Origin of the sequence: Streptomyces sp. NPDC058092 (assembly GCF_042884935.1) — a bacterium.
In the GTDB taxonomy this organism is placed as follows: Bacteria; Actinomycetota; Actinomycetes; order Streptomycetales; family Streptomycetaceae; genus Streptomyces.
Genome location: NZ_JBHVSY010000002.1, coordinates 316,781 through 332,448, shown reverse-complemented (window position 1 = coordinate 332,448; position 15,668 = coordinate 316,781). Strand labels below are relative to the sequence as shown.

General features: G+C 69.1%; 16 protein-coding genes. 6 read left to right on the top strand and 10 right to left on the bottom strand.

Annotated elements, in window-relative coordinates; translation table 11 throughout:
• Positions 1-15: 15 nt before the first annotated feature.
• Positions 16-759 (top strand): DUF4232 domain-containing protein, encoded by a 744-nt coding sequence (locus ACFVV1_RS05235; RefSeq protein WP_389984684.1) that lies wholly within the window; start codon positions 16-18, stop codon positions 757-759.
• Between the two features lie 108 nt (positions 760-867).
• On the opposite strand, the gene ACFVV1_RS05230 is transcribed toward ACFVV1_RS05235, so the two are convergent.
• Complete coding sequence (locus ACFVV1_RS05230) at positions 868-2,694, bottom strand: NHL domain-containing thioredoxin family protein (RefSeq protein ID WP_389984681.1); 1,827 nt, start codon at positions 2,692-2,694, stop codon at positions 868-870.
• An 82-nt stretch (positions 2,695-2,776) separates the two neighbouring features.
• On the opposite strand from ACFVV1_RS05230, the gene ACFVV1_RS05225 reads away from it, so the two are divergent.
• Positions 2,777-3,268, top strand: coding sequence for an LURP-one-related/scramblase family protein (locus ACFVV1_RS05225; protein ID WP_389984678.1), 492 nt, complete (start codon positions 2,777-2,779; stop codon positions 3,266-3,268).
• 127 nt (positions 3,269-3,395) lie between these two features.
• Here the strand turns inward: ACFVV1_RS05225 and ACFVV1_RS05220 are convergent, their stop codons facing one another.
• Complete coding sequence (locus ACFVV1_RS05220) at positions 3,396-4,196, bottom strand: carbon-nitrogen family hydrolase (protein ID WP_389984674.1); 801 nt, start codon at positions 4,194-4,196, stop codon at positions 3,396-3,398.
• A gap of 170 nt (positions 4,197-4,366) precedes the next feature.
• Here ACFVV1_RS05220 and ACFVV1_RS05215 point away from each other — a divergent pair, with 170 nt between their 5' ends.
• Positions 4,367-5,191: a maleylpyruvate isomerase family mycothiol-dependent enzyme gene (locus ACFVV1_RS05215; protein ID WP_389984671.1), complete on the top strand. Its 825-nt coding sequence runs from the start codon at positions 4,367-4,369 to the stop codon at positions 5,189-5,191.
• 82 nt (positions 5,192-5,273) lie between these two features.
• Here the strand turns inward: ACFVV1_RS05215 and ACFVV1_RS05210 are convergent, their stop codons facing one another.
• Positions 5,274-6,584, bottom strand: coding sequence for a nitrate/nitrite transporter (locus ACFVV1_RS05210; RefSeq protein ID WP_389984668.1), 1,311 nt, complete (start codon positions 6,582-6,584; stop codon positions 5,274-5,276).
• On the bottom strand, positions 6,581-7,276 hold the full coding sequence (locus tag ACFVV1_RS05205; RefSeq protein WP_389984665.1) for a GntR family transcriptional regulator: 696 nt from the start codon (positions 7,274-7,276) through the stop codon (positions 6,581-6,583). Before ACFVV1_RS05205 ends, ACFVV1_RS05210 begins: the two co-directional genes overlap by 4 nt.
• A gap of 329 nt (positions 7,277-7,605) precedes the next feature.
• Here ACFVV1_RS05205 and ACFVV1_RS05200 point away from each other — a divergent pair, with 329 nt between their 5' ends.
• On the top strand, positions 7,606-8,505 hold the full coding sequence (locus ACFVV1_RS05200) for a D-alanyl-D-alanine carboxypeptidase family protein (RefSeq protein WP_389984662.1): 900 nt from the start codon (positions 7,606-7,608) through the stop codon (positions 8,503-8,505).
• A 67-nt stretch (positions 8,506-8,572) separates the two neighbouring features.
• Here ACFVV1_RS05200 and ACFVV1_RS05195 read toward each other — a convergent pair whose 3' ends face one another.
• The 3 genes from ACFVV1_RS05195 to ACFVV1_RS05185 form a co-directional block, all read right to left on the bottom strand.
• Entirely contained in the window at positions 8,573-9,007 is a 435-nt protein-coding gene (locus ACFVV1_RS05195; RefSeq protein ID WP_389984659.1) for a VOC family protein, read from the bottom strand.
• Positions 9,008-9,165: 158 nt separating this feature from the next.
• On the bottom strand, positions 9,166-9,354 hold the full coding sequence (locus tag ACFVV1_RS05190; RefSeq protein ID WP_389984656.1) for a DUF397 domain-containing protein: 189 nt from the start codon (positions 9,352-9,354) through the stop codon (positions 9,166-9,168).
• Positions 9,355-9,359: 5 nt separating this feature from the next.
• Positions 9,360-10,241 carry a helix-turn-helix domain-containing protein gene (locus tag ACFVV1_RS05185; RefSeq protein WP_389984653.1) on the bottom strand — a complete coding sequence of 294 codons (882 nt, stop codon included), beginning with the start codon at positions 10,239-10,241 and terminating at the stop codon, positions 9,360-9,362.
• Between the two features lie 240 nt (positions 10,242-10,481).
• Between ACFVV1_RS05185 and ACFVV1_RS05180 the strand changes: the two genes are divergently transcribed.
• Positions 10,482-10,973 carry an ATP-binding protein gene (locus tag ACFVV1_RS05180; protein ID WP_389984651.1) on the top strand — a complete coding sequence of 164 codons (492 nt, stop codon included), beginning with the start codon at positions 10,482-10,484 and terminating at the stop codon, positions 10,971-10,973.
• On the opposite strand, the gene ACFVV1_RS05175 is transcribed toward ACFVV1_RS05180, so the two are convergent.
• From ACFVV1_RS05175 to pdhA, 3 genes are read right to left on the bottom strand one after another with little or no spacing between them, the layout of a single operon-like run.
• Complete coding sequence (locus tag ACFVV1_RS05175; RefSeq protein WP_389984648.1) at positions 10,960-12,357, bottom strand: dihydrolipoamide acetyltransferase family protein; 1,398 nt, start codon at positions 12,355-12,357, stop codon at positions 10,960-10,962. The two genes, ACFVV1_RS05180 and ACFVV1_RS05175, sit on opposite strands and share 14 nt — an antisense overlap.
• A 10-nt stretch (positions 12,358-12,367) precedes the next feature.
• Positions 12,368-13,348, bottom strand: a complete 981-nt coding sequence (locus ACFVV1_RS05170; protein ID WP_389984645.1) for an alpha-ketoacid dehydrogenase subunit beta — start codon at positions 13,346-13,348, stop codon at positions 12,368-12,370.
• A gap of 2 nt (positions 13,349-13,350) precedes the next feature.
• The gene (gene pdhA, locus ACFVV1_RS05165) at positions 13,351-14,535 is read right to left on the bottom strand and encodes a pyruvate dehydrogenase (acetyl-transferring) E1 component subunit alpha (RefSeq protein ID WP_389984642.1); all 1,185 of its coding nucleotides are present in this window, start codon (positions 14,533-14,535) and stop codon (positions 13,351-13,353) included.
• A 340-nt stretch (positions 14,536-14,875) separates the two neighbouring features.
• On the opposite strand from pdhA, the gene ACFVV1_RS05160 reads away from it, so the two are divergent.
• The gene (locus ACFVV1_RS05160) at positions 14,876-15,535 is read left to right on the top strand and encodes a response regulator (protein WP_389985153.1); all 660 of its coding nucleotides are present in this window, start codon (positions 14,876-14,878) and stop codon (positions 15,533-15,535) included.
• Positions 15,536-15,668: the final 133 nt, after the last annotated feature.

The following is a 15,668-nucleotide window of genomic DNA, read 5'->3' as shown; positions in this document are numbered from 1 at the left end:
CTCGGGGGAAATTCCATGAGTACGCTCCGCAACCGCACCACCGTCCTCGCCGCCGCGACCACCGCAGTGCTCGCCCTGGCCCTCACCGCCTGCGGTGGGGACGACTCCGGTACGAAGTCCGCCGGCCCGGCGAGCGACGCCGCAGCGGCTGCCGCCTCGACGGACGCCACCGACGCGACGACCACGGGCACCGCGAAGACCGGCGGTGCCGGGCAGAACACCGGAGCCACGAAGACGGGCACCTCGAAGACCGGCACGTCCAACGGCAGTGCCAGGACGGGCGGCGACACCAGCGACAGCTACGCCTACAAGCACCCGTGCAAGAGCGGGGACCTGTCGGTGCGCGTGTACCCCCGCGAGGGCTCGGCCACCCAGCAGGTGATCGAGGTCAACAACGTCGGCGCGAACTCCTGCGGCCTGAGCTACTTCCCGCGGGTCAGCCTGGGCGCCGCGAAGGCCTCGGACCACAGCTCCGACATCCGGCCGACCGTTCCCGGCGGCCTGGGCGGCGCACCCGCGTACCCGGTCAAGCCCAAGACGGCCGCCATCGCCGTGATCGACCTCAACCCGAGCGGTGCGAACGGCCTGACCTGGATCGACGAGATGAACGTGCTCGCCGACGGCGACCACATGCCCAACGCGGAGACGCAGAACTTCGAGCTCGGCCCCGATGTGAAGGTGCGCGACCCGAAGCTCGGCCTGTACCGGAGCACGGTCGCCGAAGCGGTGAGCTCCATGAAGCAGGCGGGCACCTCCTGACCCGCTGAGCCGGGCCGTACGACGAGCCCCGCGGGACGCGGCCCCTACCCCGCCGCACACACCACACCCGGCACAGAAGGCCCTCCGTGTCCGGGGCTCCGCGCGCCGTCAGGCCTGCTCGTCCATCCCTGCCAGCACCAGCGGCAGCCGGGGCGTTCCCTCCGTGGTCACACGGACGGGGACGCCCCAGTCCTGTTGGTGGACATGGCAGGCCGGGTACTCGTTCGCCGGGTCGTCGTCACAGGACGCCGCCATCGCGGACACATGCAGGACGCCCTCGGTGACGCCGTCGGCCAGCACCAGGTCGCGGAAGAGATCGGTGCCCGGACCTGAGCCCTCCGCCAGCAGCTCGGGCGGGGTCGCCGAGACCAGCAGCCGGGTCGAGGGACCGTACCGGGTGTCCAGCTTCTGCCCGGCGGGGGCCTGGAAGACCACATCGAGCCGGAGCGTGCCCGGGGTGATCTCGGTGGCCGCGCGCTGCGTGTGGTGTGCCTGGCCGGCGACGCGTACGGCCTCCTCCGGGAGCCGCAGCCGGGTCAGCCGGTGCCGGGCGGACTCGACGACGACGAGATCGCCTTCCACCAGCACGGCGTCGCTGGGCTCGCGCAGATCCGTGGCCAGAGTGGTGACCTCACCGCTCGCGGGGTCGTAGCGCCGCAGCGCGTGGTTGTACGTGTCGCACACGGCGACGGACCCATCGGGCAGCGCGGTCACGCCCAGCGGATGCTGGAACAGGGCCTGATCCGCGGCACCGTCGCGATGTCCGAAGTCGAAGAGGCCGGTGCCGACGGCCGTACGGACGACGAAGCCGATGCCGTCCCGCTCGACGTACCGCAGGGCGGACGTCTCCGAGTCGGCGACCCACAGCCGCTCCCCGTCGGCCGACGAGGCGAGGCCGGACGGCTGGGCGAACCAGGCCTCGTCGGCCGGCCCGTCGACCAGGCCCTCATTGGTCGTGCCCGCGGCGACCCGCACGGTCCCCGTCGCGGGGTCGTACGTCCACAGCTGGTGCACGCCCGCCATGGCGATCCACAGCCGGTCCGCGAACCACGCGACGTCCCACGGGGAGGACAGGTCGACCTCGCGGGCCGGGCCCGTCGTCGGTGAGCCCTGCCACCACTGACGGCCGGTGCCGGCGAGGGTCGTCGTCACCCCGCTGGTGAGGTCGAGGGCGCGAAGGGCGTGGTTGACGGTGTCGGCGACCGCGATCCGGCCGTCGGGCAGCACGGCGAGCCCCTGGGGCTCGGAGAACCGGACCTCGTCGGGCCCGCCGTCGGTGAACCCCCTGTCCCCTGTTCCGACGTGACGGCGAACCGTTTCACCGTCACGTTCGATCTCGACCAGGCGGTGCCGGGTGGTGTCGGAGACGAGGAAGCCGCCGTCCGGCAGGAGCAGGGCCTTGCCGGGGAACCGCAGATGCGTGGCGACCGGCTCGGGCGCGACGTACGGGCCGTCGCCGCGGCGCAGCGTGCCCTTAGCCCCGTGCTCGGCCTCCAGCTCCTCGACCAGCTTCTCGATGGCGTGCGCATGGCCCTCGCCCGCGTGCTGGGCGACGATGTAGCCCTCCGGGTCGATGACGACGAGCGTGGGCCAGGCGCGTACGGCGTACTGCTTCCAGGTCGCCAGCTCCGGGTCGTCGAGGACCGGGTGGTGGACCTCGTACCGCTCGACGGCGTCGACGACTGCCTGGTGCTCGGCCTCGTGGACGAACTTCGGCGAGTGCACACCGATGATCACGACGGTGTCGCGGTGCTTCTCCTCCAGTTCACGCAGCTCATCGAGAACATGGAGACAGTTCACACAGCAGAAGGTCCAAAAATCCAGGATAACAACGCGTCCTCGCAGGTCAGCGAGGGTGTACTGCTGGTCGCCTGTGTTGAGCCAGCCGCCCTTGCCGATCAGCTCGGGGGCCCGGACGCGCGCACGTGTTGCCATGTGAACAGTCAACAGCACCATGGCCCGCACACATTCCGGAGGGTCCACGTATTCCGGGCGGTCCTGGGGGAACCTGGGAGCCATGAGATTCCTGGTGCGTGAACGGCTCTTCGCTGTCGGCGACGACTACTGGATCGAGGACGCGGACGGTCGCAAGGTCTTCCTCGTCGACGGCAAGGCCATGCGGGTGCGTGACACCTTCGAGCTGAAGGACGCGCAGGGCCGGATTCTGGTCGAGATCCGGCAGAAGCTGCTCAGCCTGCGCGACACGATGCTCATCGAGCGGGACGGCGAGCAGCTCGCCGAGGTCAAGCGCAAGCGGCTGTCGCTGCTGCGCAACCACTACCGGGTCACGCTGGTGGACGGTACCGAGCTCGATGTCAGCGGCAAGATCCTGGACCGCGAGTTCGCCATCGACTACGACGGGGAGCTGCTGGCCCAGATCTCGCGGCGGTGGCTGACCGTCCGGGACACGTACGGCATCGACGTCGTACGGGAGGACGCCGACGTGGCACTGCTCATCGCCGTATCGGTGTGCGTCATCGTGCTCGCCGACAAGGAGCACGAGGACTGACGAGCTCGAAAATCAAGCCCGTCGAGGGGGTCCCCCATGCTCTTGAGGCTACGGGGGAGATTGAGAACAAAACGACCAGCGGGTGGGTCCGGCGGTGACATCGAACCCGGTTTCACGTGAAACGTGACTACTCGCCCGTCTCGGGCGGGGCCAGTCCCAGCCGCCGGTCCTTGAGCGCCGGGAACTGCTCGCGCGTGGCGGCGACCTTCGCCGGGTCGAACTCCACGCCCAGCACCTCCTCGTCGGCGCCCGCCTCCGCGAGCACCTCGCCCCACGGGTCGACGACGATGCTGTGTCCGGCCTGCTGGATTCCGGCGTGGGTGCCCGCGGTGCCGACGGCCAGGACGTACGACTGGTTCTCGACGGCGCGGGCGCGGGCCAGCAGCGTCCAGTGGGCGCGGCGGCGCTCGGGCCAGCCCGCCGCGACGATCAGCGTCTCGGCACCCGCGTCGACCAGGCCGCGGAACATTTCCGGGAAGCGCAGGTCGTAACAGGTGGCGAGGCCCAGGGTGGTCTGCGGCAGGGCGACCGTGACGAGGTCCTCGCCGGCGCCCATCATGACCGCCTCGCCCGTGTCGAAGCCGAAGCGGTGGACCTTGCGGTACGCGGCGGCCCGCTCGCCCTCGGGCGTGAAGACGAGCGCGGTGTTGTAGAGGGTGCCGTCGGCCGCGCGCTCGACGAAGGAGCCCGCGTGCAGCCAGACCCCGGCGTCGGCCGCGGCCTTGGCCATGATGTCGTGGGTGGGCCCCTGGAGCGGTTCGGCCTCGTCGGCGAAGGAGGTGTACGCGAAGGCGCCGACCGGCCAGAGCTCCGGTAGAACCACCAGATCCGCACCGCGCTGGTCCGCGATCAGCGAAGCCGCCCGCCGCCTACGGGAATTGACCGATTCGTCCGGGTCTACTGCGATCTGGATGAGGGAGGCGCGCACACTACCACCGTCCTGGCATTCGAGCCGTCAACACGGGCCTACGATCGTCACACGAAAGCACTGCCGGGGTGCCTGCTCGCAGCGTAACTTAGCGATCGAACCTCCCACGCAGTCCGCCGCCCGCACCCAGCACTCCAGCCCATGCACCGCAGAACCGCACGAGGGGTCCCGTGACCGTCCATTCCAGCCTTCAGACCTACGCCGATGCCTGGACCCACTCCATCGAGTCGATAGCCGAGCTGGTGAAGCCGCTCGCCGAGGGAGAGTGGAACAGCCGTACACCGTGCCCCAACTGGTCGGTGCGTGACATCGTCTCGCACATCATCGGCATGGAGAGCGAGCAGCTCGGCGACCCGCGTCCGATCCACACGCTGCCGCGCGATCTCTTCCACGTGCAGAGCGACTTCGCTCGCTACATGGAGATGCAGGTCGATGTGCGGCGTCACCACACCGCGCCGGAGATGACCTCCGAGCTGGAGTACACGATCATTCGCCGCGCACGTCAGCTGCGCAACGAGACCCGTGCCCCCGAGACCATGGTCCGGGCGCCGCTGGGCGCCGAGCAGACCCTCGAACTCGCGCTGCGGATGCGGGCCTTCGACGTCTGGGTGCATGAGCAGGACCTGCGGACGACGCTGCGGCAGCCCGGCAATCTGGACTCCCCCGGCGCCTCCGTCGTCCGGGACACCCTGCTCGCCGCGCTGCCGAAGGTGGTCGCCAAGGACGCGGGCGCGCCGGCCAATTCGGCGGTCGTGCTCGATGTGCACGGGCCGATGGAGTTCCTGCGCACGGTCAGGGTCGACGCGGAGGGCCGCGGTTCGGTGGACGGTTCGCCGTCGCTCGGTCCCGCGGTGACGCTGGCGATGGACTGGGAGACGTACTTCCGCCTCGCCTGCGGGCGGGTGCGCGCGAGCGCGGTCGCGGACCGGATCAAGACCGAGGGCGACCAGGATCTGGCGGCGGCGATCCTGCAGAACTTCGCCGTGACGCCGTAGCGCCCCGGCGCCGTGCCACCGTGGGTCGGCGGCGCCCGTCGTGCGAGGACGGGCGCGCCGCCGATCCGGCGCGACAGGCGCGTCACGCGGGTACGTGCACGGCCTCCACGCGGCTGATCACATGGTGGTCCCGCTCGCGGTGCGTGGCCCGGGAGTGCAGCCGCAGAATCTGTACGACGCCGAGTGCCTCCAGTACGAAGACCGAGGCGAAAGCGATCCGGTAGTTGTCCCCGGTCGCGTCCAGCAGCACGCCGACGGCGAACAGCGTGGTCATCGAGGCGATGAAGCCGCCCATGTTGACGATGCCCGACGCGGTGCCCTGGCGCTCCGGCGGGTTGGCGGGCCGTGCGAAGTCGAAGCCGATCATCGAGGCGGGACCGCAGGCGCCGAGCACCACGCACAGGACGATCAGCAGCCACATCGGCGCGTGGTCGCCCGGGTAGAAGATGGTCGACGCCCAGAGCAGTGCCGTCACCGTGGCCGTCCCGAGGGCCAGCGGCGCGCGGGCTGCGTGGTGGCGGGCGATGATCTGCCCGTAGACCAGCCCGAACGCCATGTTGGAGAGCACCACCAGGGTGAGCAGCTCGCCGGCGGTGGACCGGCTCAGCCCCTGCGCCTCCACCAGGAACGGCAGCCCCCACAGCAGCAGGAACACCATGGCCGGGAACTGCGTGGTGAAGTGCACCCACATACCGAGCCGGGTGCCGGGCTCCCGCCAGGCGGCGGCGATCTGCTTGCGCACGTAGGCGGCACCCGCGTGCTCGGCGGGCAGCGGTTCGTGGCCCTCGGGGTGGTCCTTCAGGAACAGCAGGAGAAGCACGAGGACGATCACCCCGGCGACGGAGCTGCCGACGAAGGTGGTGGTCCAGCCGAATCCGTGCAGGGCCCGCGCGATGAAGAGCGTCGAGACGAGGTTGCCCGCCATCCCGAAGAGCGCGGCGACCTGCCCGATCAGCGGACCGCGCCGCGCCGGGAACCAGCGGGCGCCGAGCCGCAGCACACTGATGAACGTCATCGCGTCGCCGCAGCCGAGCAGCGCCCTGGACGCCAGCGCCATGCCGTACGAGGGGGAGAGCGCGAAGCCCAGCTGCCCCAGGGTGAACAGGACGGCCCCGAGGGTGAGGACCTTCTTGGTGCCGATCCGGTCGACCATCAGGCCGACGGGTATCTGCATGCCCGCGTAGACGAGCAGCTGGAGGATGGAGAACGTGGAGAGCGCGGAGGCGCCGACGTGGAACCGGTCGGCGGCGTCGAGTCCGGCGACACCCAGGCTGGTGCGGAAGATGATGGCGACGAAGTAGACGGCGACGCCGATGCCCCAGACCCACGCGGCACGCCGGCCGCCGGGCGGATCGCCGGGCAGGGACAGGGTGGGTGCGGCGGCGGAACTCACCGGTCCTCACCCCTGACGAGCACCTTGACCCGGCTGACATGGCGCCGCACGACCTGCGCGGCACCGTCCGCGTCACCGGACCTGATGGCCTCCAGCAGCTCACCGTGCTCGGTGATGTTCGCGGCGATCCTCCCCGGGTGCGCCTCCATCACGGCGACGCCCATCCTCAACTGCCGGTCGCGCAGCTGGTCGTAGAGGCGCGAGAGGATGTCGTTGCCCGCGTTGCGCACGATCTCGGCGTGGAAGCAGCGGTCCTTCACGGACACGGCGGCCAGATCCCCTGCCTCCGCCAACTTCCGCTGTTCATCGAGAAGTTCTTCGAGCCGCCCGATCAACTGCGCGGAGGCGGGCACGGCCTTGCGGGCCGCGAACTCCTCGACCAGCAGCCGGGTCTCCACCACGTCCGCGATCTCCTGGGCGGAGACGGCGAGCACGAGAGCCCCCTTCTTCGGATACAGCTTGATCAGCCCCTCGACCTCCAGCCGCAGCAGCGCCTCGCGCACGGGCGTGCGGGAGACTCCGACGGCCTCCGCGAGATCACCTTCGGTGAGGAGAGTGCCGCCCTCGTAGCGACGGTCCAGGACGGCTTCCTTGATATGGGCGTAGACGCGCTCGGCAGCGGGGGGCTGCTTGACGGAAGACTTCTCGGCGGACTTCACACGGGGCTTCACGGCTGGGGGTGCGGCAGGCATGTACACAGCATAGATACAAGATGCGTACATGATGACACTCGTCCAAAATCCGGACAGGTGAAACCTCGGCCGAACGCGACGGCAGCGACCGGCGGAGCGGGACGGACACCCGACGCACAGCGTGACGCAATCGACATCAACGATGCGCAAGCACGCCTGCCTCCGCTCCGGTGGCGCCGCACCGGACGGCGCGCCGCTCTATGCCCTGAACCACCCGTAGCCCCGGAATTGCCCGAGGAATCAGCACATCCTTCCCCGGGTCTCATGAGTCTCATCACCGAGCGGCACCCTCATGTGGCCGCATTCCAGGGGCATTTGGAGCGTTCAAGTTGAAAATCGGCATCAAGGGCATAAACCGCGTTTCGGCCGCTGCCACCGTGGCCCTCACCGCGGGTGCTGTCATAGCTGGCAGCGCGTTCGCCTCCACGGCGCAGGCCGCCACGCTGCCCACTCCCACGATCACCGCCAAGGGCGGTTACGTGATGAACAACGGCACCGCGAAGACCCTGTACTCCAAGGCCGCGGACACCCGTCGCTCCACCGGTTCCACCACCAAGATCATGACTGCCAAGGTCGTCCTGGCACAGACGAATCTCAACCTGGATTCCAAGGTCACGATCCAGAAGGCGTACAGCGACTACATCGTCTCCAAGGGCGCCTCGTCGGCCCACCTGATCGTGGGCGACAAGGTCACGGTCCGCCAGCTGCTGTACGGCCTGATGCTGCCGTCCGGCTGTGACGCCGCGTACGCGCTGGCCGACAAGTTCGGCTCCGGCACCACCCGGGCGGCCCGCGTGAAGTCGTTCATCGGCAAGATGAACGCCCAGGCCAAGTCGCTCGGAATGACGAACACCCACTTCGACTCGTTCGACGGCATAGGGAACGGCTCGAACTACTCGACGCCGCGCGATCTGACGAAGCTCGCGAGCAACGCGATGAAGAGTTCCACGTTCCGCACGGTCGTGAAGACCAAGTCGACCAAGCAGACGGTCACCACGAAGAGTGGCGGCTACCGCTACATGTCGTGGTCCAACACCAACACGATGCTCAGCAGCTACAGCGGCGCGATCGGCGTGAAGACCGGTTCCGGCCCGACGGCCAAGTACTGCCTGGTCTTCGCCGCGACCCGCAACGGCAAGACGGTCATCGGCACGGTGCTCACCTCCACCAGCGCGACCACCCGCACCGCGGACATGAAGAAGATCATGGACTACTCCTTCAAGAAGTAGCCCGTCCGGCAACGCACGCAAAGAGGGGGCCCGCACGCGGGCCCCCTCTCGCTGTACCGGAGGATGCTCAGTCGAGACAGAACTCGTTGCCCTCGACGTCCTGCATATTGATGCACGACTCGTTGTTCTCGTCGGCATACAGCACCTTCACGCACACCGCGCCGAGCGCCACCAGCCGATCGCGTTCGGCCTCAAGCACGGCCAGCCGCTCCGCACCCACGAGCCCGGTGCCGGCCCTCACATCGACGTGCACCCTGTTCTTGGCGACCTTGCCTTCGGGAACGCGCTGGAAGTACATGCGCGGGCCCTCACCCGTGGGATCGGAGCACGCGAACCACGCACCCCGCTCCTCGGGCGGCAGCGAGTCGTTGTAGGCGTCCCAGGAGTCAAACCCCTCCGGCGGCAGCGGTGCGACGTACCCCAGCACCTCGCACCAGAAACGGGCGACACGCTCGGGGTCCGCACAGTCGAAAGTGATCTGGATCTTCTTGACCGATGCCATCGGGTCACCCTAGCAGCGGACCTCCGCAGCTCAATTCCCGGCGAATATCCGGACATTGACCAGCGGAATTCCTTTGCGAACCGCTGCCGTGCCGTGCGGTCCCAGGGGGCGAGCCGATGTCGATTCCTCCGCTCCGAGGAGTTGCTCGCCGATCCGGGTCAGTCCGACCCGACCAGCCCCACCCGGAAGGCGTCCCAGGCGGCGGGGCCGAGGACGATGACGGGGCCGTCGGGCCGCTTGGAGTCGCGGACGGCTACGGTGCGGGGGATGTTGCGGGCAACCTCGACGCACTCCTGGCCCGCGTTGCCGCCGCTGTAGCTGGACTTGACGAACTTGTACCCGGGCACGCGGTTTACAGCTCCCTGAGGATGGCGTTGATGAGTCTGACCGAGGTGTGTTGCGCAAGCCCCAGACGTGAGATGCGGTCGAAAAGGCTGCCGTGGCGCTCGGCATCAGTATCGCTCTCCAGCCAGAGAGTGGTCGAGGTCGTATCCATGTGAACCACGTCGAGCGCTCCCGGTTCAGCGAAGGACACGATGGTGAAGGCGCTTGTCATGCCGGGGTGAGCACCTGCGATGTACGGCATCACCTGAAGCTTCACGTTCGGCTGCCGCGCCACATCCAGCAGCCTGCCGAGCTGTTCCCTCATCACCTCGCGTCCGCCAACCAACTGACGCAGGGCGCCTTCGTGCACCACCACCCGCAGCTCAAGCGGTCGGTCGCCGCTCAACCGCGCCTGCCGCGCCATCCGGGACTCGACGAAGGGTTCAATCTCGTCGGGGTCCTCCCAGGACCCGTTTCCCACAGCGAGCGCTCTGGCGTAGTCCGGGGTCTGCAACAGTCCGGGCACGATGGCGACTTGCCAGGTGCGAAGACTGGTGGCGATGTCCTCCAGAGCCACGTACTCGGCCATGGACTGAAGTCCCGGGTACTGATTCCACCAACCACTTGCCTTGCGACGTTCGCGGTCAGTCTTGGCGAGTGCCAGCAACCTGTCGATGAAATCGGCGTCAACCTCGCCGTACAGGTGGCACAAGGCCCTGATGTCGGGGTCCCGTATCGGTACGAGGCCCCGCTCGATCTTCGCAACCTTGGCAACCGACGCCGTCAGCGCCTGCGCAGCGTGCGATTGCCGTAGGGAGCGCCCCTCGCGCATGCGCAACAACTCCCCGCCGAGACGGCGCCCGAGCACAGTCGAAACCGTCCGGCCCCGATCAGGGCTGTTACCTGCCACGTCGCATCCCTCCGCCGAGTCGCCCAAGTCTCGGACTCATTCTCCTCGAACACCAACTAGGGCAGAGAAATTTCTGCCCGAACTTATTGCTGCGTACGCAATCACACCGCTACCGTCGGTGTTCCACCGCTCGCACAGCGGAGCCGACACCGGCGGAAGTGCACCGCCCTGCCCCGCGCCGAAACCGGCGCCCCGCAGGCGCGGCATCGCCACCGCCCCCTCACCGAGAGGTACGCGCCCATGACCGCAGCCGAACAGATCTCCGTCCCCGAGCCCGTCCTCCGCGAGGACCGGCTCGACTTCACCCCGACCGCCCGCAGCGTCTCGCTCTCCCGGCGCCGTACCGCGCGGCTCGTTCGGGAGTGGGGCCATCCGGGCCTGGCCGGCGACGCGGCGTTGCTGGTCAGCGAGTTGGCGACCAACGCGCTGCTGCACGGAGCCGTGCGGGGGCGACTCTTCCGGGTGCAGCTCACCCTCACCGCGACCGCGCTCCGGATCTCGGTCAGCGACCCGCGCGGCGAACGGCTACCGGACCCGCGCGAGGCGACCGCCGAGGAGTGCTACGGCCGGGGCCTCCTGATCGTCGCGCGGATCGCGGACCACTGGGGCGTCGAGCCGCGCACCGTCGGCAAGACCGTGTTCGCCGAACTCGCCCTGCGGCAGAGGCCGGGCATGCCGATGGGCCCGCGCGAACTTCGCGCGGGCCCATCTCGTACAGCTACGCCCAGGTGATCAGCCGCTTCGGCTGTTCCAGGATCGCGGCAACGTCCGCCAGGACCTTGGAGCCGAGTTCGCCGTCGATCAGGCGGTGATCGAACGACAGGGCCAGGGTGGTGACCTGACGGGGCTTCACCTTCCCCTTGTGGACCCAGGGCTGGAGCTTGATCGCGCCGACCGCGAGAATCGCGGACTCGCCCGGGTTCAGGATCGGCGTACCCGTGTCGACGCCGAAGACGCCGACGTTGGTGATCGTCACCGTGCCGCCCGCCATGGCCGCCGGGGACGTCCTGCCCTCACGCGCCGTGGAGACCAGCTCGCCCAGCGCCGCGGCGAGCTCCGGCAGGGTCATGTCGTGCGCGTCCTTGATGTTCGGCACGATCAGACCGCGCGGGGTGGCGGCGGCGATGCCCAGGTTCACATAGTGCTTCTGGACGATCTCCTGGTTCGCCTCGTCCCAGGCGGCGTTGACGCCCGGGTTCCGTTTGATCGCGACCAGGAGCGCCTTGGCGATGATCAGGAGCGGGTTGACCCGCACCCCCGCCATCTCCTTGTCCTCCTTGAGCTCCGCCACCAGCTTCATCGTGCGCGTCACGTCGACGGTCACGAACTCGGTGACATGCGGGGCCGTGAAGGCGCTGCCGACCATCGCCTGGGCGATGGCCTTCCGTACGCCCTTGACCGGGATACGGGTCTCCCGCGCGCCCGCGACCGGTGCCTCGGGGGCCGGGGCGCCCTGCACCGGTGCGGGGATGACGGGGGCCTGCGCCTGGGCCGGTACGGGCGTGGCCGCCGCGTGCACGTCGTCGCGGGTGATGATCCCGCCCTCGCCGGTCGGGACGACCGTCGCCAGGTCGATGCCCAGGTCCTTGGCCAGCTTGCGCACCGGCGGCTTGGCGAGCGGCCTGCTCTCCCGGACAGCCACGGCGCCGTGGCCGTTCAACTCGCCCTGGATCGCGGCCGCCGCGGCGGGCGCCGGCGCCGCGGCGCCCTTGCGGGCGCGCCGCTTCGTGGAGGTCTCGGCGACGCCGTACCCCACGAGGACGGGCTGACGGCCCTTGGGAGCCTCGGGCTCCGGTTCCGGCTGCGCGGCCGGCTCGGGCGCCGGGGCCGCGTCACCGGTGCCCGGGGCCACGTCCACCGCGATGATCACCTGGCCGACGTCGACGGTCGTGCCCTCGGGGAAGCGCAGCTCGTGCACCACCCCGTCGTACGGAATCGGCAGCTCCACGGCCGCCTTCGCCGTCTCGACCTCGCACACGACCTGACCGTCGGTGACGGTGTCGCCGGGCTGGACGTACCACTTGAGGATCTCGGCCTCGGTCAGTCCCTCGCCCACGTCGGGCATCTTGAACTCACGGAAGCGAGCAGCGTTGGAAGTGTCGGTCATCGTTGTCACGCCCCAGTCCTCAGTACGCCAGCGAGCGGTCGACGGCGTCGAGCACACGGTCGAGACCCGGCAGGTACTCGTCCTCCAGCCGCGCCGGCGGGTACGGGGCGTGGTAGCCGCCGACCCTCAGCACCGGTGCCTCCAGGTGGTAGAAGCAGCGCTCGGTGATCCGGGCGGCGATCTCGGCGCCGGAGCCGTAGAACACCGGCGCCTCGTGGACCACGACGAGCCGGCCGGTCTTCTCGACCGAGTTCTGGATGGCGTCGAAGTCGATCGGGGACATCGAGCGCAGGTCCAGGACCTCGATCGACTTGCCCTCCTCCTGGGCGGCCGCGGCCGCTTCCAGACAGACCTTCACCATCGGGCCGTACGCGACGAGCGTCAGGTCGGAGCCCGTACGCGCCACCGAGGCCCGGTGCAGCGGACCGGGGATGGAGTCGGTCTCGACCTCGCCCTTGTCCCAGTAGCGGCGCTTCGGCTCGAAGAAGATGATCGGGTCGTCGCTCTGGACGGCCTGCTGCATCATCCAGTAGGCGTCGCTCGCGTTCGAGGGCGAGACCACCTTCAGGCCCGCGACGTGCGCGAACAGGGCCTCGGGGGACTCGCTGTGGTGCTCGACGGCGCCGATGCCGCCACCGTACGGAATCCGCACGACGACCGGCAGCTTGATCTTGCCGAGCGCGCGGGCGTGCATCTTGGCGAGCTGCGTGACGATCTGGTCGTACGCGGGGAAGACGAAGCCGTCGAACTGGATCTCCACGATGGGCCGGTAGCCGCGCAGGGCCAGGCCGATCGCCGTACCGACGATGCCGGACTCGGCGAGCGGGGTGTCGATGACCCGGTCCTCGCCGAAGTCCTTCTGGAGTCCGTCGGTGATCCGGAAGACCCCGCCCAGCTTGCCGACGTCCTCACCCATGATGAGGACCTTGGGGTCGGTGTCGAGGGCCTTGCGCAGCGACTCGTTGAGAGCCTTCGCAATGGACATCTTTTCCATGGCCATGGCTAGTTGCCCTCCTCGGCGAACGATGCCTGGTAGGCGGCGAACTGGGCGCGCTCCTCGTCGACGAGCGGGTTCCCGTCGGCGTAGGCGTGGTCGAAGATCGCGATCGGGTCGGGATCGGGCATCGCCCGTACCGCCTCGCGCACCCGCTTGCCGAGCGCTTCGCTCTCCTCGTCCAGCGCGGTGAAGAACGCCTCGTCGGCGGCGCCCTCCTTCTCCAGGTACGCGCGCAGCCGCAGGATCGGGTCCTTGGCCTCCCAGGAGGCGCGCTCCTCGTCCGCCCGGTACTTCGTCGGGTCGTCGGAGGTGGTGTGCGCGCCCATCCGGTAGGTGAACGCCTCGACGAGCGTGGGCCCCTCCCCCCGGCGGGCCCGCTCCAGCGCCGACCTGGTGACGGCCAGGCAGGCGAGTACGTCGTTGCCGTCGACCCGGACTCCGGGGAAGCCGAAGCCCTGTGCGCGCTGGTAGAGCGGGACGCGGGTCTGCTTCTCGGTCGGCTCGGAGATCGCCCACTGGTTGTTCTGGCAGAAGAAGACGACCGGGGCGTTGTAGACCGCGGAGAAGGTGAACGCCTCGGCGACGTCGCCCTGACTGGAGGCGCCGTCCCCGAAGTACGCGATCACGGCCGAGTCCGCGCCGTCCTTGGCGACGCCCATGGCGTAGCCGGTGGCGTGCAGGGTCTGCGAGCCGATGACGATCGTGTACAGGTGGAAGTTGTTGCTGTTCGGGTCCCAGCCGCCGTGGTTCACACCGCGGAACATCCCGAGCAGATTGGTCGGGTCGACGCCCCGGCACCAGGCGACACCGTGCTCGCGGTACGTCGGGAAGACGTAGTCGTCGTCGCGCAGGGCCCGGCCGGAGCCGATCTGGGCGGCCTCCTGTCCGAGCAGCGAGGCCCACAGGCCCAGCTCGCCCTGGCGCTGCAGGGCGGTGGCCTCGGCGTCGAAGCGGCGGGTCAGGACCATGTCCCGGTACAGACCGCGCAGTTCTTCGGCGGTCAGGTCGATCCCGTAGTCCGGATGCTCCACCCGCTCGCCCTCGGGCGTCAGCAGCTGTACGAGCTCGGGCTCGGAACTCTGTGGCGTCTTGGCGGACGTCCTGGCGGACGTCCTAGCGGGCGTTTTCACGGCGCTGGTCCGCTTACTGCTGCGTCGCGGTTTGCTCGCGGCAGTGCTCTCCACGGTCACGTGCGTGCTCCTCCGTCGGTCCGGCCCCCGGGGTCTGCCGGGAAGCCAGTGCGGCTCGCCTGTGTCCGTACCCGTGCACGGGGTGGGTGCCGCTCGGTCCGGGAACAGGCGTGACAGGTGCCCCGGCGAGCGCCCTGCCAAAAGCACGTTACCCAGTACGCCGCATAACTGCGAAACCCTATCTGACCTGCGATTTTGCTTGGATTTCCAAGTAAATCGAAAAAGTCGGGAACTCTCGCTGGTCACAGCACTGGGAACAGCCTTGCAGGCCGCCGGAACAACGGCACGTTATCCCGCCGTTCGGCGGCAGGGAAGAGGTGAGTGTGTGAGACTGCGTTTTGTGCGCGAACAAGGAAAAATCACTGTTTTTCTGCTGGACGACCACGAAGTCGTCCGGCGTGGAGTCCATGAATTGCTCTCGGTCGAGGACGACATCGAGGTCGTCGGCGAGGCCGGCACGGCGGCGGACGCGCTGGTCCGCATCCCCGCGACCCGGCCCGATGTGGCGGTGCTCGACGTACGGCTGCCGGACGGGAGCGGGGTGGAGGTCTGCCGGGAGATCCGTTCCCAGGACGAGAGCATCAAATGCCTGATGCTGACCTCGTACGCCGATGACGAGGCGCTGTTCGACGCGATCATGGCGGGCGCCTCGGGGTATGTGCTGAAGGCGATCCGCGGCAACGAACTGCTGAGCGCGGTACGGGATGTGGCGGCCGGGAAGTCGCTGCTGGACCCGGTCGCGACCGCCCGGGTGCTGGAGCGGCTGCGCGAGGGAAAGAAGAGCCGGGGCGACGACAAGCTCGACAGTCTCACCGATCAGGAGCGCAAGATCCTCGATCTGATCGGGGAGGGGCTGACGAACCGGGCGATCGGCGAGCGGCTGCACCTCGCCGAGAAGACGATCAAGAATTATGTCTCCAGCCTGCTCTCCAAGCTGGGCATGGAACGGCGCTCGCAGGCCGCCGCGTACGTGGCCAGGCTGCAGGCCGAGAAGGGCTGAACGGCGGGACGGCGGGAGGCGGCGGGATACTGCCCGACGCGGCCGGTCGGGGGCTGAACGGCGGGACGGCCTGATCCGGCCGGCACGGACTGTCCGGCGCGCGCCAAAACGGCCCGGACGCGGGCCGGCACCG

Coding starts and splice junctions, on each gene's coding strand:
- ACFVV1_RS05225 (WP_389984678.1), top strand. CDS start 2,777: ATGAGATTCCTGGTGCGTGAACGGCTCTTCGCTGTCGGCGACGACTAC.
- ACFVV1_RS05235 (WP_389984684.1), top strand. CDS start 16: ATGAGTACGCTCCGCAACCGCACCACCGTCCTCGCCGCCGCGACCACC.
- ACFVV1_RS05205 (WP_389984665.1), bottom strand. CDS start 7,276: ATGCCTGCCGCACCCCCAGCCGTGAAGCCCCGTGTGAAGTCCGCCGAG.
- ACFVV1_RS05230 (WP_389984681.1), bottom strand. CDS start 2,694: ATGGCAACACGTGCGCGCGTCCGGGCCCCCGAGCTGATCGGCAAGGGC.
- ACFVV1_RS05170 (WP_389984645.1), bottom strand. CDS start 13,348: ATGGCCATGGAAAAGATGTCCATTGCGAAGGCTCTCAACGAGTCGCTG.
- ACFVV1_RS05180 (WP_389984651.1), top strand. CDS start 10,482: ATGACCGCAGCCGAACAGATCTCCGTCCCCGAGCCCGTCCTCCGCGAG.
- ACFVV1_RS05195 (WP_389984659.1), bottom strand. CDS start 9,007: ATGGCATCGGTCAAGAAGATCCAGATCACTTTCGACTGTGCGGACCCC.